Genomic DNA, 18,124 nt, shown 5'->3' on the forward strand with positions numbered 1-18,124 from the left:
AGTGGGTATTGTTTCAGAATTCTACTTCACAGGCCGATACAGATCGCCCGGTCAGTTATTTGGCGTCAGCGATCAGAAAATGATGGCTCATTGATGTCAAGCGCACTGTTTCTGGTGCAAAATCGCATTTTTTTGTAGCGGTCGCATTCAGGAAGGGCCGCAGCGCACTCAGGAAATTCGCATGCCTAGCCCAACTGGTTATACCGTAAGCCTTTATTCCAAACTCACCGGCAATAAAGCAGTCGACAGCCTGCTGTCGGGAACCTACTGGGCAGGCGTCAATTGGCCCTTCGACGGTCCGACCAAGCTGACCTACAGCTTTATCGAGCCCGGGACATCCTATTTCGCGACCAACTACAGCGCGGACAACGAATACCAATCCATCTATTCCCTGACCGGCTATCAGAAGAACGGCATCACTGCGGCACTTGCCACCTGGAGTGCCGTGGCCAACATCAGCTTTACCGAGACCACCGACGACATTTCCAATGTCGGTGACCTGCGGTTCGGCGGTTACGGCTTGATGGGCAATCAGGCCGCTGCCTGGGCCTATACCCCCTCCACCGCGCCGCGCGGCGGGGATGTCTGGATTGGCGAGCCGACCACCGACTACCCGATCAAGGGTACCTATGACTACATGACCTACATCCACGAGATCGGTCATGCCCTGGGCCTCAAGCACCCGTTTTCCGCCAGCGCGACGAACACCACCCTCCTCGACCCGTCGCTGGACGATGTCCGCTATACGGTCATGAGCTACAACAACAGCTATTCGTCCCAGCCGACGACGCCGATGGTGCTGGACATTCTCGCCATCCAGGCGCTGTACGGCGCCAACATGAACTGGCAGACCGGCGACAACGTCTACTCGTGGCAGGCCTACCGGCCGGTATTCGAAACCATCTGGGATGCCGGCGGCAACGACACGATCGATGCCAGCTCCCAAGGCAATGGCGTCACCCTCGACCTGAACGAAGGGGCCTACAGCAGCCTGGGTCTGTATCTCGAGCACCACGCCGACGGCACTGTCTATTCGTTCAACAGTGGCCTGGCGATTGCCTTTGGCGCCAAGATCGAAAACGCCACCGGCTCCACCTTCGACGACATCCTGTACGGCAATGCCCTGGACAACGTCCTCAATGGCAATACCGGCAAAGACTACATGTACGGGGGCGCCGGCAACGATATCTATGTGGTCGACAATGTCGGTGATGTGGTCATCGAAACCAGCACCGTGGCTGACGAAATCGACACCGTTCGCGCATCGGTCAGCTACACCCTGAGCAGCAACCTCGAGAATCTCCAGCTCACTGGAAATGCCAGCGTCAATGCCGTGGGCAACAACCAGAACAACGTGCTGACCGGTAACGCCGGCAGTAACGTACTCGACGGTATGGGAGGTCTGGACACAATGATTGGCGGCGCCGGCAACGACGCCTATGTGCTTGACCAATCTGGCGAACTGAACCTGATCAAGGAAAACGCCAACGAAGGTAGCGACACGCTGATCCTCGCCTACGACGTGCAAGGCAACACGCTGATCGACCTGAACAGCAGCACGCTGAGCAATTTCGAGCACGTCACTCTCAAAGGTGTCGGCGCATTCGACGTGCTGGGCAACGCGCAGGACAATTACCTGTTCGGCAACGCCTCTGCCAACACTCTCCAGGGCGGCGCAGGCAATGACTTGCTCGACGGCGGCGTCGGCAACGACACACTGATCGGTGGCACGGGTAATGACACCTATGTCATCGACAGCCTGCAGGACTCGGTGATCGAACAGGCCAACGAAGGCCGGGATCTGGTTCGCACCTCCGTCACCTACACCCTCGGCGCCAACCTCGAGGAAGGTGAACTGGTGGGCAACGCTGCACTGAACCTGACCGGCAATGAACTGAACAACGTTCTGACCGGCAACTCGGGTGACAACCTCATTGATGGCGGACTCGGTGCCGACAGCCTGATCGGCGGCCTGGGCAACGACACCTACATCGTCGACAACCTCGGTGACACCATTACCGAAACCAGCACCCTGGCCAGCGAAATCGACGCGGTGTGGAGCTGGTTCAGCTGGACCCTCGGCGCCAACCTGGAAAACCTGTTCCTCGCAGGCCCGGCCAATCTCAATGGCACAGGCAACGAACTGGCCAACTACATGATCGGCAACTCTGGCGCCAACGTCCTCGACGGCGGTCTGGGCGCTGACAAACTGATCGGTGGGCTGGGCAACGACACCTACATCGTCGACAACCTCGGCGATACCATCACCGAAACCAGCACCCTGGCCGGTGAAATCGACACCGTGCGCTCATCCGTGGACTGGCGCCTGGGCGCCAACCTGGAAAACCTGGTGCTGACCGGCAACGCTATCAATGGTACCGGCAACGAGCTGAACAACAGCCTGACCGGCAACGCCGCAGCCAACACTCTGGACGGCGGCCTCGGCGCCGACACCATGATCGGTGGCGACGGCAGCGACACCTACTATGTCGACAACGTCGGCGACGTTGTCATCGAGACCGATGCTTCGCTGACCGCACTCGACCGGGTGTTCTCATCCATCGACTACACCCTCGTTGCCAACGTCGAGAACCTGACCCTCATGGGTTCAGCCAACCTCAACGGCACCGGCAACTCGGTCAACAACACCCTGACCGGCAACGCTGGCGCCAACATCCTTGACGGTGGCCTGGGCGCCGACAGCCTGATCGGCGGCCTGGGCAGCGACACCTACATCGTCGACAACCTCGGTGACACCATTACCGAAACCAGCACCCTGGCCAGCGAAATCGACGCGGTGTGGAGCTGGGTCAACTGGACTCTGGGCGCCAACCTGGAAAACCTGTTCCTCGCAGGCACCGCCAATCTCAATGGTGTCGGCAACGGCCTGAACAACTATCTGATCGGCAACAGCGGCAACAACGTACTCAGCGGCGGTGCCGGCGACGACACCCTCGACGGTGGCATCGGTGCCGATGCCATGGTCGGAGGCGACGGCAACGACAGCTATTACGTCGACAACGTTGGCGATCTGGTGATCGAAACCGATACCTCGCCAAACGCCATTGACCGCGTATTCTCGTCCATCAACTACACCCTAGGCGCCAATCTCGAGAATCTCACGCTCCTCGGTTCCGCCAACCTCAACGGCACCGGTAATGCGGCCAATAACGTGCTCACCGGTAACGAGGGTGCCAACATCCTCGACGGTGGACTGGGCGCTGACAAACTGATCGGCGGGCTCGGCAATGACACCTACATCGTCGACAACCTCGGCGACACGGTCACCGAAACCAGCACCCTGGCCGGTGAAGTCGATACCGTGCGCTCATCCGTGGACTGGCGCCTGGGCGCCAACCTGGAAAACCTGGTGCTGACCGGCAACGCCGTCAATGGTACCGGCAACGAGCTGAACAACAGCCTGACCGGCAACGCCGCAGCCAACACCCTGGACGGCGGCCTCGGCGCCGACACCATGATCGGTGGCGACGGCAGCGACACCTACTATGTCGACAACGTCGGCGACATCGTCATCGAGACCGATGCTTCGCTGACCGCACTCGACCGGGTGTTCTCGTCCATCGACTACACCCTCGTTGCCAACGTCGAGAACCTGACCCTCATGGGTTCGGCCAACCTCAACGGCACCGGCAACTCGGTCAACAACACCCTGACCGGCAACGCTGGCGCCAACATCCTTGACGGTGGCCTGGGCGCCGACAGCCTGATCGGCGGTCTGGGCAACGACACCTACATTGTCGACAACCTCGGTGACACCATCACCGAAACCAGCACCCTGGCCGGCGAGATCGATTCCGTGTGGAGCTGGACCAACTGGACTCTGGGCGCCAACCTGGAAAACCTGTTCCTCGCAGGCACCGCCAATCTCAATGGTGTCGGCAACGGCCTGAACAACTATCTGATCGGCAACAGCGGCAACAACGTACTCAGCGGCGGTGCCGGCGACGACACCCTCGACGGTGGCATCGGTGCCGATGCCATGGTCGGAGGCGACGGCAACGACAGCTATTACGTCGACAACGTTGGCGATCTGGTGATCGAAACCGATACCTCGCCAAACGCCATTGACCGCGTATTCTCGTCCATCAACTACACCCTAGGCACCAATCTCGAGAATCTCACGCTCCTCGGTTCCGCCAACCTCAACGGCACCGGTAATGCGGCCAATAACGTGCTCACCGGTAACGAGGGTGCCAACATCCTCGACGGTGGACTGGGCGCCGACAAACTGATCGGCGGGCTCGGCAATGACACTTACATCGTCGACAACCTCGGCGATACAGTCACCGAAACCAGCACTCTGGCCGGTGAAATCGATACCGTGCGCTCATCCGTGGACTGGCGCCTGGGCGCCAACCTGGAAAACCTGGTGCTGACCGGCAACGCTATCAATGGTACCGGCAACGAGCTGAACAACAGCCTGACCGGCAACGCCGCAGCCAACACCCTGGACGGCGGCCTCGGCGCCGACACCATGATCGGTGGCGACGGCAGCGACACCTATTACGTCGACAACGTCGGCGACATCGTCATCGAGACCGACGCTTCGCTGACCGCACTCGACCGGGTATTCTCATCCATCGACTACACCCTCGTTGCCAACGTCGAGAACCTGACCCTCATGGGTTCGGCCAACCTCAACGGCACCGGCAACTCGGTCAACAACACCCTGACCGGCAATTCGGGTGACAACCTCATTGATGGCGGACTCGGTGCCGACAGCCTGATCGGCGGCCTGGGCAACGACACCTACATCGTCGACAACCTCGGTGACACCATTACCGAAACCAGCACCCTGGCCAGCGAAATCGACGCGGTGTGGAGCTGGGTCAACTGGACCCTCGGCGCCAACCTGGAAAACCTGTTCCTCGCAGGCCCGGCCAATCTCAATGGCACAGGCAACGAACTGGCCAACTACATGATCGGCAACTCTGGCGCCAACGTCCTCGACGGCGGTCTGGGCGCTGACAAACTGATCGGTGGGCTGGGCAACGACACCTACATCGTCGACAACCTCGGCGATACAGTCACCGAAACCAGCACCCTGGCCGGTGAAATCGACACCGTGCGCTCATCCGTGGACTGGCGCCTGGGCGCCAACCTGGAAAACCTGGTGCTGACCGGCAACGCTATCAATGGTACCGGCAACGAGCTGAACAACAGCCTGACCGGCAACGCCGCAGCCAACACCCTGGACGGCGGCCTCGGCGCCGACACCATGATCGGTGGCGACGGCAGCGACACCTACTATGTCGACAACGTCGGCGACATCGTCATCGAGACCGACGCTTCGCTGACCGCACTCGACCGGGTGTTCTCGTCCATCGACTACACCCTCGTTGCCAACGTCGAGAACCTGACCCTCATGGGTTCGGCCAACCTCAACGGCACCGGCAACTCGGTCAACAACACCCTGACCGGCAACGCTGGCGCCAACATCCTTGACGGTGGCCTGGGCGCCGACAGCCTGATCGGCGGCCTGGGCAGCGACACCTACATCGTCGACAATCTCGGCGATACCATCACCGAAACCAGCACCCTGGCCGGCGAGATCGATTCCGTGTGGAGCTGGGTCAACTGGACTCTGGGCGCCAACCTGGAAAACCTGTTCCTCGCAGGCACCGCCAATCTCAATGGTGTCGGCAACGGCCTGAACAACTATCTGATCGGCAACAGCGGCAACAACGTACTCAGCGGCGGTGCCGGCGACGACACCCTCGACGGTGGCATCGGTGCCGATGCCATGGTCGGAGGCGACGGCAACGACAGCTATTACGTCGACAACGTTGGCGATCTGGTAATCGAAACCGATACCTCGCCAAACGCCATTGACCGCGTATTCTCGTCCATCAACTACACCCTAGGCGCCAATCTCGAGAATCTCACGCTCCTCGGTTCCGCCAACCTCAACGGCACCGGTAATGCGGCCAATAACGTGATCACCGGTAACGAGGGTGCCAACGTCCTCGATGGCGGTCTCGGGTCGGACACCCTGATCGGCGGGCTGGGCAATGACACCTACATCGTCGACGGCATCGACGACATCATTCGCGAAACCAGTACCCTGGCCGGTGAAATCGACACCGTGCGCGCTTCAGTCGACTGGACGCTAGGCGCCAACCTGGAAAACCTGGTGCTGACTGGCAATGCGATGAGGGGCACCGGCAACGATCTGAACAACGTGCTGATCGGCAACAGTGAAAACAACACGCTGAACGGTGGGGCCGGTGACGACATTCTCGACGGAGGACTGGGCCAGGACCTGATGAGAGGCGGCGCCGGTTCGGACACCTACTACGTGGATGACGACTTTGACTTTGTCATGGACATGGGCGGTTCGGCCAGCGACGTCGATCAGGTGATCTCGACGATCAGCTATACCCTTGTCGGTGGTATCGAGAACCTGACCCTGGCAGGAACCGCCAACCTGAACGGCACCGGCAATGATCAAGACAACGTGATCAATGGCAACGCCGCTAACAACACGCTCGACGGCGGTGCCGGTGTCGATACCCTGATCGGTGGTGCCGGTGATGACATCTACATTGTGGATAATTCTCAGGACGTTGTGATCGAACAGATCGGCGAGGGTCACGACCTGATCCGAACCAATACCAGCTACACCCTTTCAGCCAACATCGAAGACCTGACGATGATCGGTGACGCCAATTCGGTGTTGACCGGCAACGCATTGAACAACGTGATCAGGGGCAATTCCGCGACCAACAACATCGACGGCGGTCTGGGCGCGGACACCATGATCGGCGGCGGCGGCCACGACACCTACATCGTGGACAACATCAACGATATCGTGATTGAACTTGCCGATGAAGGTATCGACACCGTCAACATCAGTGTCGACTACACGCTGACGGCCAACGTCGAAGACGGCCAGATGCTTGGCAACGCCAACCTGAACCTGACCGGCAATGCCTTGGATAACGTCTTGCACGGCAACAGCGGCAACAACATCCTGTCGGGTGGGCTCGGTGCCGATCGCATGATCGGCGAGGGCGGCGACGATATCTATATCGTCGATAACGTCAATGATCTCGTCTTTGAATCGCCACTCAATGGCGGCCACGACCTGATTCAGACCTGGGTCGACTACGGCCTTTCGGACAACGTCGAAGACGGCGTATTGCTCGGCAATGCGGACCTCACCCTGAGCGGCAACAATCTCGATAACGTCCTCACCGGCAACTCCGGCAATAACACACTCATGGGCTTTGGCGGCACCAACCAACTGTTCGGCGCAGAAGGTAACGACACACTGTTCGGTGGGTGGGGAAGCAACACACTGACCGGTGGTACTGGGTCCGACACGTTTACCTTCAATAACTGGATCACCTTGGGACCGGAAATGGGCATGGGCCCGGCCGACTCACAGAACATCATTACCGATTTCAGCGCGCTTGATGGTGACAAGATCGACTTCTCCGGCTACGACATGGATCCGCTGACCCTCGGTGTACAGCACATGACTTTCATCGGTTCCAATGAGTTCACCGGTGCCGGTCAACTGCGTTTCGTGGATCAGGTGCTTCTCGGCAACGTAAGCGGTGACCTCGGCGCTGACTTCCAGGTGCAACTGCTGGGTGTCCATACTCTCAGCGCGAACGATGTGCTGGTCTGACCCCTTGGATCCTTGAACGGACAGATAGACACAAATGAAAACACCCCGCCTTGGCGGGGTGTTTTTTTAACTGTCTCTAGGACAACAGACCCAGCTCTTTGGCCCGGGCCACTGCCTGTGTTCGTCGCTCGACACCCAGCTTGCTGTTGATATGGCTGGCGTGGGTCTTCACGGTATGCAACGAAATGAACAGTTGCTCGCTGATCTCCTGATTCGAACAGCCCTGGGCGATCAGCCGTAACACGGCCAACTCGCGACTGCTGAGTTGTTCGGTCGCGGCCTGTTCCAGGACCGGGCGAGCCATCGGTTGTGGAAGAAGCTCAAGCAGTTGCTGACTGACGGCAGCCGGGGTGCTCGTTACCAACTGCCCACGCAACCAGTCCGGGTGCTGACTGACGAGCGCGCCGAACGGCTGCACGACCCCACCCGCCGCAGACTCCAGCGCCAGACTCAATGCCTTGCGCGCTTCCGGCTCCCTTCCATCCGCCAGCAACAATGCCACTTTCTGCGTCAGCGCCATCACGCTGAGCAATTGGCGGCCGGTCTGCTGGCCATTTTCATGCAGCACATTCAAACGCCCTTCGGCGAGCATCGGATGCCCCTGAATCACATCGAGCAGCGCCTGTTGCAGTTCAACATGCAAGGGCAATTGCGGATGAAATTCAGGAGGTGCGGCGGCACGTTCTCCGGTGTAGGTCTGCCCCAGTCGGGCCAACCACGCCTCGGCCAGATCGGTACGCCCCTGGGCAAGCCAGAGTTCGCATTTGACCAGGGTGATCATTGCCAGGTAGTAGATCGGCGGAACATCCCAGATGTGCATCAATCGTTCGGCTTCGGCGAGTTCGGCGAACGCCTTGGCAAATTCGCCACCACTGCCGTCCAGGCGAGCGACCACGCAGTGGCCGATCAAGACGCTGATATCACGACACGCGCGCGCCTCACCGATCCCGATCAACAGCCGCGCACGCGCGGCCTGCGGCTGCAAACGCATGGCCAACAGAAAACCTTCATACAGCGTCAGCCGTGCGCGTACCGCGTACAGACGCTGTGGAGACAAACCGCGCAAGCGTTCCAGCCCCTGATGCACTTCATCCAGCGCGCGCAGGATTTCGCCGCGTGACTGCAATACTCGAGCGCGGTCGTAATGCGCCAACGCTTCGAACAACGGATTGCCGACCCGCTGCGCCAGCTCAAGAGACTCGCGATTCAACCCCCGTGCACGCCACAGATCGCCGTCGGCAATCGCCAGGTTGGACAGTGTCGAAAGACACATCAAACGCTGGCCATAACGTTTGGCCGGCAGGCTTTCCAGCGCTTCGCTGCAATACTTCAGCGTCAATTCGCGATGACCGCGACCTCGCGCGATGATGCCGCTGAGTGCCAGCCATTGGGCCAGCATCGATTTCTGTGCAGTGGCCGAAGGCGCCGGCAGAAAACGGCTCAGGTGGCTGGCAAGTTCTTCGGCGGCATCCAGTTGGCAGGCCAGCCCCAGCGCCCAGCTGTACAGCACGATCAGACGCGGCGTGCTGATCAGCAGGCTGTCGGGCAGGTCCATTTTCCAGCGCAGCAGCATGCCGACGTTCTGCTCGGCCAGCAGTTGTTCCTCGGACAGGTTCTGCACCAGGTTCGCCGCGACATCGAGATGTCCGGCACGCAACGCCTGCTCCACCGCCTCATCGAGCAAGCCCTGTGCATTGAACCAGCGACAGGCGCGCAGATGCAGCGTGGCGGTCGGCACCACGGCTTGAGCCACCGGCCGGCTGCGCAACAGATCGGAAAACAGATGGTGATAACGATACCAGTGACCATGCTCGTCGAGCGGCACCAGAAACACTTGGTGAGCCGAGAGAAAACGCAGGATTTCAGCACTGTCATGGGCATCGCGCACCGCGTTGCACAACTCGCTGCAAAAGCGCTCCTGCGGGGCGGTTTCATAGAGAAAGGCCTGAACCTCGGCGGGCAGGCAGTCGATGACCTCTTCCAGCAGGTAATCGCGAATCAGCCCTTCCCCGCCGTTCAGTGCTTGAGGCAAGGCCATGTCACTGCCTGCCTCGGCAGCGGCCAGCAACCAGAAACGCAGCCCGGCCACCCAGCCTTCGCTACGTTGAATCAGGTTTTCAAGGGCTTCGCCGCGCAGCGAGCTGCTGTGACGATCAAGCAGGGCCAGGGCTTCGTCGTGGGTCAGTCGCAAATCCTGTTCATGCAGTTCGAGCAATTGTCGCGACAGGCGCAGACGAGCCAGATGCCAGTCCGGCCGCTGGCGGCTGGTAACCATGACCAGCAAGCCATCGGGCAGGTGATTGAGGAAAAATTGCAGGCAGCGGTCAAGTACCGGTCCTTGGGCGAGGTGGTAATCGTCCAGCACCAATAACAGCGGCGAGGTCGGTTGCAGGTGCAATGCCAGCTCATCGAGCAAACCGTCGAGCCATTCTTCGAAGGCGAACGGCTGATGACGCTGGCGCATTTTCAACAGGCCGAGTGCGCGGCTGCCAAGTTCCGGGAAGTAGTCCTGCAGGCCTTCGAGCAGGCGCTCGAGAAAGCGCCCCGGATCACTGTCCCGGGCGCTCAGTCCCAGCCACAGACTTTGCCAATGACCCGGCAGGCTTTGACAGAACTCCACGGCCAGCGAACTCTTGCCAAACCCGGCCGGGGCGCAGACCAGCAACAGACGTCCACCGAGCCCGGCTCGCAGGCGCTCGCAAAGGCGTGGTCGCAAGACGTATCCGTCCGGCAGCGGAGGACGGAAAAAACGTCCGTCCAGTGCCGCGACGGCAACGCTTGCGGGACCCGGAAGTGGGGACAGATCAGTCATGGCCGGCTCTTGTTCGAATGGCTGTTGGCGGCGTAGCAGATGTCCGCAGACTAGCCTTAAACGAAGAGGGATTGAAGGTTATTGCAACAAATGACTACAAAAAGACTACAAGCAAACATGTCGAACTTCAGTGACAGATCTCCCGGATCCAGCTCCGATGTCGGAGGCGTAATCACCACCTCCGAATACGGGCGGCAACTTCCGCCCGCCGTGGCGAAGTCCGAAAAATGCAGATCACAGTTGTGCCTGGATGCTTCGAGTGACCGATCTGGCAAGCTGCTCATAACCTGCTTCGGTGTAGTGAACGTCAGTATCCGACTCACGCAGATTGTCCGAAAGTGCCGCCGACACGGCTTCCAGATCGTTTATCGGGATCCCCATCCGCTTCATCACATCCGCGGCGGCTCGATTATATCGGCCGACATCGTCACTGTTGCGGCCAGGTTCCTGCGCAGGTACGACGGTCACACTCTGAAAGATCACCTTCGCCCCTGTGGCTTTGAGTTTTGTCGCGATCTGCGCAAGGTTGATTGCATACTGATCCAGCGGAACGGCAATCGAGCCGTTGATCTTGTCACGGTTTTCCTGTGTGACGGGGCCAGGACGTCGATAGCACAGATCCCACAGACCAAAGTTGAAACTGATCACATCCCATTTGCCACCCTCGAGCCAGGCGTCGAGGTTCTTGAGGCCATTGGTCGAATCCTGAGCGTTGCCGATGTTGTGGACAACTTCGGCCTCTGCGGCCAGCGACTTCGTGACATAGGGTGTATAGCCGATCGAAATGGAGTCGCCGATGATCAGTACGCGAGGTTTGTCGTGTGAGCCGGCATGACTGCTACCGATGACAAAAAATGAAGAGAGTATCAGGGCCTTGATGAATGAACGCTTGAGCACGAGTGGCCGTCCGTAGATTTCAGTCGCGACAGTCTACCTTCAGATTACGTCAGAACAAGGCACTTGAGGGGCAGCCGATAAAAAACGCCCCGAACCAGTCGGGGCGTTTTTTCGAGGATGCGGCCTCGGGTTACAGCTTAGCGGATACCGTCCTGGCCCAGGTTGCCAGGCTGGAATTCGCTTTTGGTGGCAGAGAACCCGAAGTCATAAGCCTGTTTCTCTTCGTTCTTCATGCCCAGTGCCAGATAGCGACCCGATTGCAGGTCGTACAGGGTTTCCAGCGCGTACCACGGCACTTGCTTGTCGTAGTAGTCCTCGGCATGGGCCTCGGCGACGCGCCACAGCTGACCACGACCGTCGTAATGGTCGATGACGGCGGCCTGCCAGGTATCTTCATCGATGAAGAAGTCACGTTTGGCGTAGATGTGACGCTGACCCGGTTTCAGGGTTGCCACCACATGCCAGACGCGACGCAGCTCGTAACGGGCCAGGTCCTGGTTGATGTGGCCGGCCTTGATGATGTCGGCGTACTTCAGCGTCGGCGAATCGATCTTGTAGCTGTTGTTGGCAATGTACATCTCTTTCTTGCCTTCCAGCTTCCAGTCATAACGATCCGGTGCACCGTTGTACATGTCGAGGTTGTCGGAGGTACGCAGGCCGTCCGCCGCAGTACCCGGACCGTCATAGGACACTTGCGGTGCCTGACGCACACGACGCTGACCGGTCGCATAAACCCAGGCCTTGCGCGGCTCCTTCACCTGGTCGAGGGTCTCGTGCACCAGCAGCACGGTACCTGCCAGACGAGCCGGTGCGGTCACTTTCTGCTTGAAGTAGAACAGCACGTTGCCCGGGTTGGCCGGATCGTAGTCCTTCATCTTGTCGCGGAACACGAACTGGTCCTGGAAATACACCAGGCTGAACGAGCCGTTGGTCTGCGGCGTCGCCTGAGTCACCAGACGGGTCACGCTGCCACCGCGATAGCGGGTGATGTGGTTCCAGATGACTTCCAGACCGTCTTTCGGGATCGGGAACGGGATGGCGGTCTGGAAGTTTTCCAGACCGTTACCCCCGGCCACCAGCGTGGTGGTCGTTGCGTTTTTCTTGATGGCGGCGAACACGTCATCCGGCACGGTAGCACCGCGATGGGACGGGTAGACCGGCATTTTGAAGGTGTCCGGGTAACGCTTGAACATCGCGTACTGGCCCGGTGCAAGCTTGTCCTTGTACTGGTCGACGTTCTGCGCGGTGATGGTGAACAGCGGTTTCTCACTGCCGTACGGATCGGACAGGAAGCCTTTGCTGTCGACCGTGCCGGCATTCTTCGCCAGCGGCTTCCAGGCCGGGATCGAACCGTCGGCGTTGCCCGCCATCTCGGCGCCCATCGGGGTCAGGCTCTTGCCCAGTTTGTCGGCTTCGGCGGCAGGGACCGCCGCCATTACGCTGGTGGCCAGCAGCGAAAGCCCCAGAACACCGGCGTGGAACAGACTCTTTGTTATTTTCATGTGTTTGTTCGTCCTGAAAAAACTGTACTTAGAAGTTCACGCCAACACTGAGGGCAACGAAGTCGCGATCATCCACCGTGCTGTATTCGCCACCAAAGAAGTTGGTGTAGGCCAGGCTTGCGGTGTAGGTGTTCTGGTATTCGGCATCCAGCCCGAGGCTGATGGCCTTGCGGCCTTCCTCGAAGTTGCCGCCAGGGCCCGGGGAGTAACCCTTGACGTCGTGAGACCAGGCCACGTTCGGCTTCAGGTTCACACCGGCGAACACGTCGCTGTAATCCCAGATGGCACGAGCGCGATAGCCCCAGGACGTGGCGGTGGTGAACCCGTTGTTGTCGCAATTGCTGGAGCGGTTGCTGGTCGAAGCGCCAGGACCGGCACCGTTGATGGTCGAGGTGTTGAGGATCTGCGAGCAGGTGTTCAGACCGCCAGTGGACGGCAGTTCACCCGGACCGAAGACCGGATCGCGGCCGTAGCGGGCCTCGGATTTGCTCTCCAGCCCGCCGACGTGGGTCACACCGACTTCACCCACCAGGGTCAGGCGGTTGGCGCCCATGACCTGATCGAAGAAGTGCGTCAGGGTGGTCTGCAGTTGAGTGATTTCCTTGCGGTTGTAACCGTGCAGGTCCTGGCCCGGAACGCCATTGAGGATCGACGCGTTGGTCAGTGCACCGCCCAATGGACGCACACCGGCGAACAGGATATCCGTGGAGTTCAGTTGCACCGGTGCGTTCGGTCGGTAGCTGATCTCACCGCTCCACGCCGTACCGGTAGGCAGGGTGGTGGAGAAACTCAGACCGTACAGACGAATGTCCTCTGGATACTCGATGAAATACTCGGAGTTACCCGCCACCACCAGAGGGCCCAATGCCTGGAACGGGCCCGGGAGCGCCTTGACGCCGTTATAGATCGACTGTGGCGCGCCGGTTGCGCTGAAGATCGGCGCACGGCTGTGGTAGTTCATGAAATAGGCACCGAACTCGGTGGCCAGCGGATCGAACATGTACTTGGCCGAAACACCCCACTGCCCGCTGTCCCGAGCGTTGCGGTTCGGCGAACGGCGCACCAGCACGCCTTCTTCGTTGACGTCGACATTGGCGGCCGCCAGCGGGCCGAGGGCAACGCCCGGAATGGTCGAGCGCTTGTTCAGCACGCGCAGGTTGTCGTCGCAGCCGGTGGTGACGATGTCAGGCTGGGAGAAGAACGTGCCGCAGTTGTCGGTCACGGTCTTCTGCCAGTCGATCTGATAGAAACCTTCGGCGGACAGGTTTTCGGTGATGCTCTGGGACACGTAGAACATGTTGACCGGAATCAGGCCTTCCTTGATCTCGGCCCCCGGACGGCGGAACGCGGAAACATCGATCGGGTTGATCGAGTTGATGCCGCCACCGATGAAGGTACTTTCACCCCAGTTCACCACCTGCTTGCCCAGACGCACCGAGCCCGGCTCATCGGCAATGGCGTAGTTGTGGTAGATGAAGGCGTCAAGGATCTGCCCGCCCGAAGATCGTGCAGCCACGTCGCGGTTATGGTTGCTGACGTCCTTGTATTCCAGGTCCTGGTTCTGCAACGCGAAGTCGTACCAGTATTTGCCCCGGACGAAGACACCGGTATCGCCATATTTCAATTCGAGGTCATGGATGCCCTTGAAGATCTTCGAGAACGCTTGCCCGCTCTTGAAGTTCAAGTGACCGTCGTCAGAGGTCTGGGACAGGCCCCTGCCGCCGTTGTTGACACCAATAAGGTCCTTGTTCGGCTGCTGGGTCGAAATACTCATGCCCAGGGAGAGCGAGGAGTCGAACTGGCCTTCGATTTCACCGACGTTGAAACTGACGCCGAATGCGGGCCCGGCGAGCGTGGAGGCAAGACTGACCGCCAGAGGCAGTTTCGCCCGGCGCCAGAACTGGTTTACTGAGGTCATCGACGCTACTCCATGTGCATTATTGTTATGGCAGTGAGTACTTTTAAAAACGCCTGAAGGACCGGGCGCCAGAGGCCTCCCGAAATCGCTTCAATGTTGCATTGCCCCGTTCTTAAAAATCCTTGAGCGGACTATAGCCAGCAGGTGGTACTGCTTGATCCCTCTAAAGTGTGATTTGCAGCTGCCGGCCACTCTGGAACAGTCCTTTCGCCAGTCCGACACATGTCGGCACGGCAAGGATGGCTGAAAATTCGGATTTCACAAGCCAAGCGCTTGCTTGGTGGGTCTGGCGCGCCGTTTTCGGCGCGCCAGCGGACGCTCAGAGGGTCGAGAGGAAGGTGCTGTTGTTGGCCTGCCATTCAGTGATGTCGAGGCGGATGCGCTTCTTGTCGAGCTTGCCGACACTGGTCTTGGGAATTTCCGTAACAAGGGCGATCTGGCTTGGAATCGCCCACTTGCTCAGGTGCCCCAGTTCCACGAACGGCTTGAGGTGTTCCTTGAGCTCACGAGCCCCGATGGCATGCCCTTCGCGGATCACCAGCAAGGCAAACGGACGCTCACCCCACTGCGGATCGGCGATGCCCACCACTGCTACTTCACGTACCGCCACATGGCGGCTGATCAGGTCTTCGAGGTCCAGCGAGGAGATCCACTCGCCGCCGGTCTTGATCACATCCTTGATCCGGTCGCGGATATCGATCACGCCCATGCTGTCGAGTGTCGCGACGTCGCCGGTGTGCAGCCAGCCGCCGGCCCACAGCTCGGCGCCCTTCTGCGGTTCGTTGAAGTAGCCTTCGGTCAGCCATGGCGCGCGCAGTACCAGTTCGCCCTGGGTCTCGCCGTCCGCCGGGAGGAAATGGCCCTCGGTGTCGACGATCGCCGCTTCGACCAATGGCCCCGGCACGCCGGCCTTGATCCGGTAGGTGGTGCGCTCGTCTTCGGTGCCCGCCATCAACTCGTCGTTCAGATGTGCGCACGACACCAATGGCCCGGTTTCCGACATGCCATAGGCTGCCGTGAGCTGAATGCCCCGGGCCTTGGCCGCTTCATACAGGGAGCGGTTCAGCGCACTGCCGCCGATGACGATTTTCCAGCCGCCGAAATCGGTGCCTTGCGCGCCCTTGGCGTTGAGCACCATTTGCAGGATGGTCGGCACGCAATGGGAGAACGTGACCTTCTCCTTGCGCCACAGCTCGACCAGGAATTCCGGGTCGTAACGCCCCGGATAAACCTGCTTGAGCCCGAGCATGGTCGCTACATACGGAAGGCCCCACGCATGCACGTGGAACATCGGGGTGATCGGCATATACACATCGTTGGTGCCCAGCAGGCGCACGCTGTCGATGGCGCCCATGATGGTCGACACGCCCATGGTGTGCAGCACCAGTTGCCGATGGGTGAAATACACGCCTTTCGGATTGCCGGTGGTGCCCGTGGTGTAGAACGTGGTGGCGACCGAGTTCTCGTCGAAATCCTGAAAGTCGTACTGGGGACTGGCGGCCGACAGCAGTTGCTCGTACTCGCCCACCAGATTCGGCAGATCGGCGGTTTTTTCCGGCAGATCGGTCAGCAGCAGGGTTTTCTCCACCGTGGTCAGGTGCGGCGCGATGGCCTGGTACAGCCCGACGAACTCACTGTTGACCAGCACGAAACGGTCCTCGGCGTGGTTCATGGTGTAGAGGATCTGTTCCGGCGACAGCCGTACGTTGATGGTGTGAATCACCGCGCCAATCATCGGAATCGCAAACATGCACTCGAGGTAGCGATGGCTGTCCCAGTCCATCACCGCCACGGTGTCACCGGCCTTGACCCCGGCCGCCGTCAGTACGTTGGCCAGTCGCGCGACCCGCTCGATCAGGGTCGGATAGCTGTAGCGCAGCTGGTCACGGTAGATGATCTCGCGGGTTTTCTCGTAACGGGCGCCTGACATCAGCAGCCGTTTAATCAGCAGTGGATACTGGTAGGCCCCTTCGGCGGGCGGAATAACGCGAGTCTGCAACATAAGAATCCCTTTTCTGACTGCACGGTGTTGGCGTTGGAGTTTTGTACTCTAGAACCCTTATACGCCAGCCAAATCAGCCAAAGGAATGATTTGCAGAGCCGTACAAATGCTAGCTTTGCGCCAGCATTTGCCGGTATTCGTCACCGCTCAGGCCATTTGCCCTACAGACGCTTCGGAAGGCGTTCGTGGGAAAACCACCGCCGCGAGGAAAGTCAAAGCGCCAAAACCGGCCAGAATCAGGTAAAGCCCCACAAACCCATGGCGCGGTTCGACATAGGCAATCAGCGGAATCGCCGTCGCACTGGCACCGAACGATAAACAGTAACGCAGGGCAAATACCCGTGACTGCCATTGCGGCGCGACGAAATTGGCGACCATCGAATCGTTCACCGTCACCTGACCGAACACCACAAACATGAATGCCGCCCCAACGGCGATCACCGCCCAGCCATCGACATAAGCCAGCGCGAACAGTAACGGCGCCTGGCACAACGTCAGCACGATAAACGGCCATTTCAGGCTGACGCGGTGCAACACCCGACCGATGCTCAACTGCGCAATCGCACCGAAGGCGTAAGCCAGGCTCACCACCACACCGAGGGTCTGCGGCGAGGCGAACAGGTCATGCAAGCGCTCCTGAAACAGTTTTGGATAGGTCATGGTGGTGGCGTTGAACACCACCCCGCCGGTGGCCGTGGCCAAGGCCAGCACGCCGAACACCATGGCCATCGAAATCCGCTGGCCGCCGGCGCCCTTGAGCGCGGTGTGCGGACGCTTGGGGATCGGCTCCTCGCGCACCTGCAAGGCAAAACCGATCCCCAGCACGATGGCCACGGCACCCGGAATCAGGAACGCCGAACGCCAGCCGAACTGCGCCACCAGCAGACCGGTGATCAGCGCCGAGAACGCCACGCCAAGATTGCCCCACATGCCGTTGATGCCGATTTCGCGGCCACGATTTTGCGCATAGGCCACCAGCATCGCCGTGCCGACCGGGTGATAGATCGCAGCAAAAATGCCGATCAGGGTCAGGCCGATCACCAGCATCGTCGGGCTGTTACTGAAGCCGGTAACGATCGCCGAACCACCGATGCCGAAGAAAAACACCAGCATCATCCGTCGCCGGCTCCAGTGATCGCCGAGCCAGCCGGCCGGTAGCGAACAGGCGCCGAACGCGATGAAACCGCCCAGCGACAGGCCGATCAGCGCGGCGTAGTCGAGGGCGAAGGCCTGGGTCATGCCGAGCACGGCGGCGGGGAAAATCAGCATGAACATGTGATCGATCACATGGGCTGCGTTGATGTAGCGGATGACATTTCTGGATTGATTCATCGCG

General features: G+C 59.9%; 7 protein-coding genes. 1 reads left to right on the forward strand and 6 read right to left on the reverse strand.

Annotated features, from left to right (window positions below; genetic code table 11):
- The first annotated feature begins 181 nt into the window (after positions 1-181).
- Entirely contained in the window at positions 182-7,657 is a 7,476-nt protein-coding gene (locus tag NE357_RS23905; RefSeq protein WP_283241376.1) for a M10 family metallopeptidase, read from the forward strand.
- 76 nt (positions 7,658-7,733) lie between these two features.
- On the opposite strand, the gene NE357_RS23910 is transcribed toward NE357_RS23905, so the two are convergent.
- From NE357_RS23910 to NE357_RS23935, 6 genes are all read right to left on the reverse strand, one after another.
- Entirely contained in the window at positions 7,734-10,469 is a 2,736-nt protein-coding gene (locus tag NE357_RS23910) for a LuxR C-terminal-related transcriptional regulator (RefSeq protein ID WP_169431870.1), read from the reverse strand.
- Between the two features lie 234 nt (positions 10,470-10,703).
- On the reverse strand, positions 10,704-11,366 hold the full coding sequence (locus tag NE357_RS23915) for an SGNH/GDSL hydrolase family protein (protein WP_169431871.1): 663 nt from the start codon (positions 11,364-11,366) through the stop codon (positions 10,704-10,706).
- A 137-nt stretch (positions 11,367-11,503) separates the two neighbouring features.
- The gene (locus tag NE357_RS23920; protein ID WP_169431872.1) at positions 11,504-12,868 is read right to left on the reverse strand and encodes a DUF1329 domain-containing protein; all 1,365 of its coding nucleotides are present in this window, start codon (positions 12,866-12,868) and stop codon (positions 11,504-11,506) included.
- Positions 12,869-12,896: 28 nt separating this feature from the next.
- Positions 12,897-14,786: a DUF1302 domain-containing protein gene (locus tag NE357_RS23925; protein WP_169431873.1), complete on the reverse strand. Its 1,890-nt coding sequence runs from the start codon at positions 14,784-14,786 to the stop codon at positions 12,897-12,899.
- Positions 14,787-15,105: 319 nt separating this feature from the next.
- A complete protein-coding gene (locus NE357_RS23930; protein WP_169431874.1) occupies positions 15,106-16,788 on the reverse strand; it encodes a fatty acid--CoA ligase in 1,683 nt (560 codons plus the stop codon).
- A gap of 147 nt (positions 16,789-16,935) precedes the next feature.
- Positions 16,936-18,120: an MFS transporter gene (locus NE357_RS23935; protein ID WP_169431875.1), complete on the reverse strand. Its 1,185-nt coding sequence runs from the start codon at positions 18,118-18,120 to the stop codon at positions 16,936-16,938.
- Between the last annotated feature and the right edge of the window lie 4 nt (positions 18,121-18,124).

It is taken from the genome of Pseudomonas sp. G7(2022) (assembly GCF_052660475.1).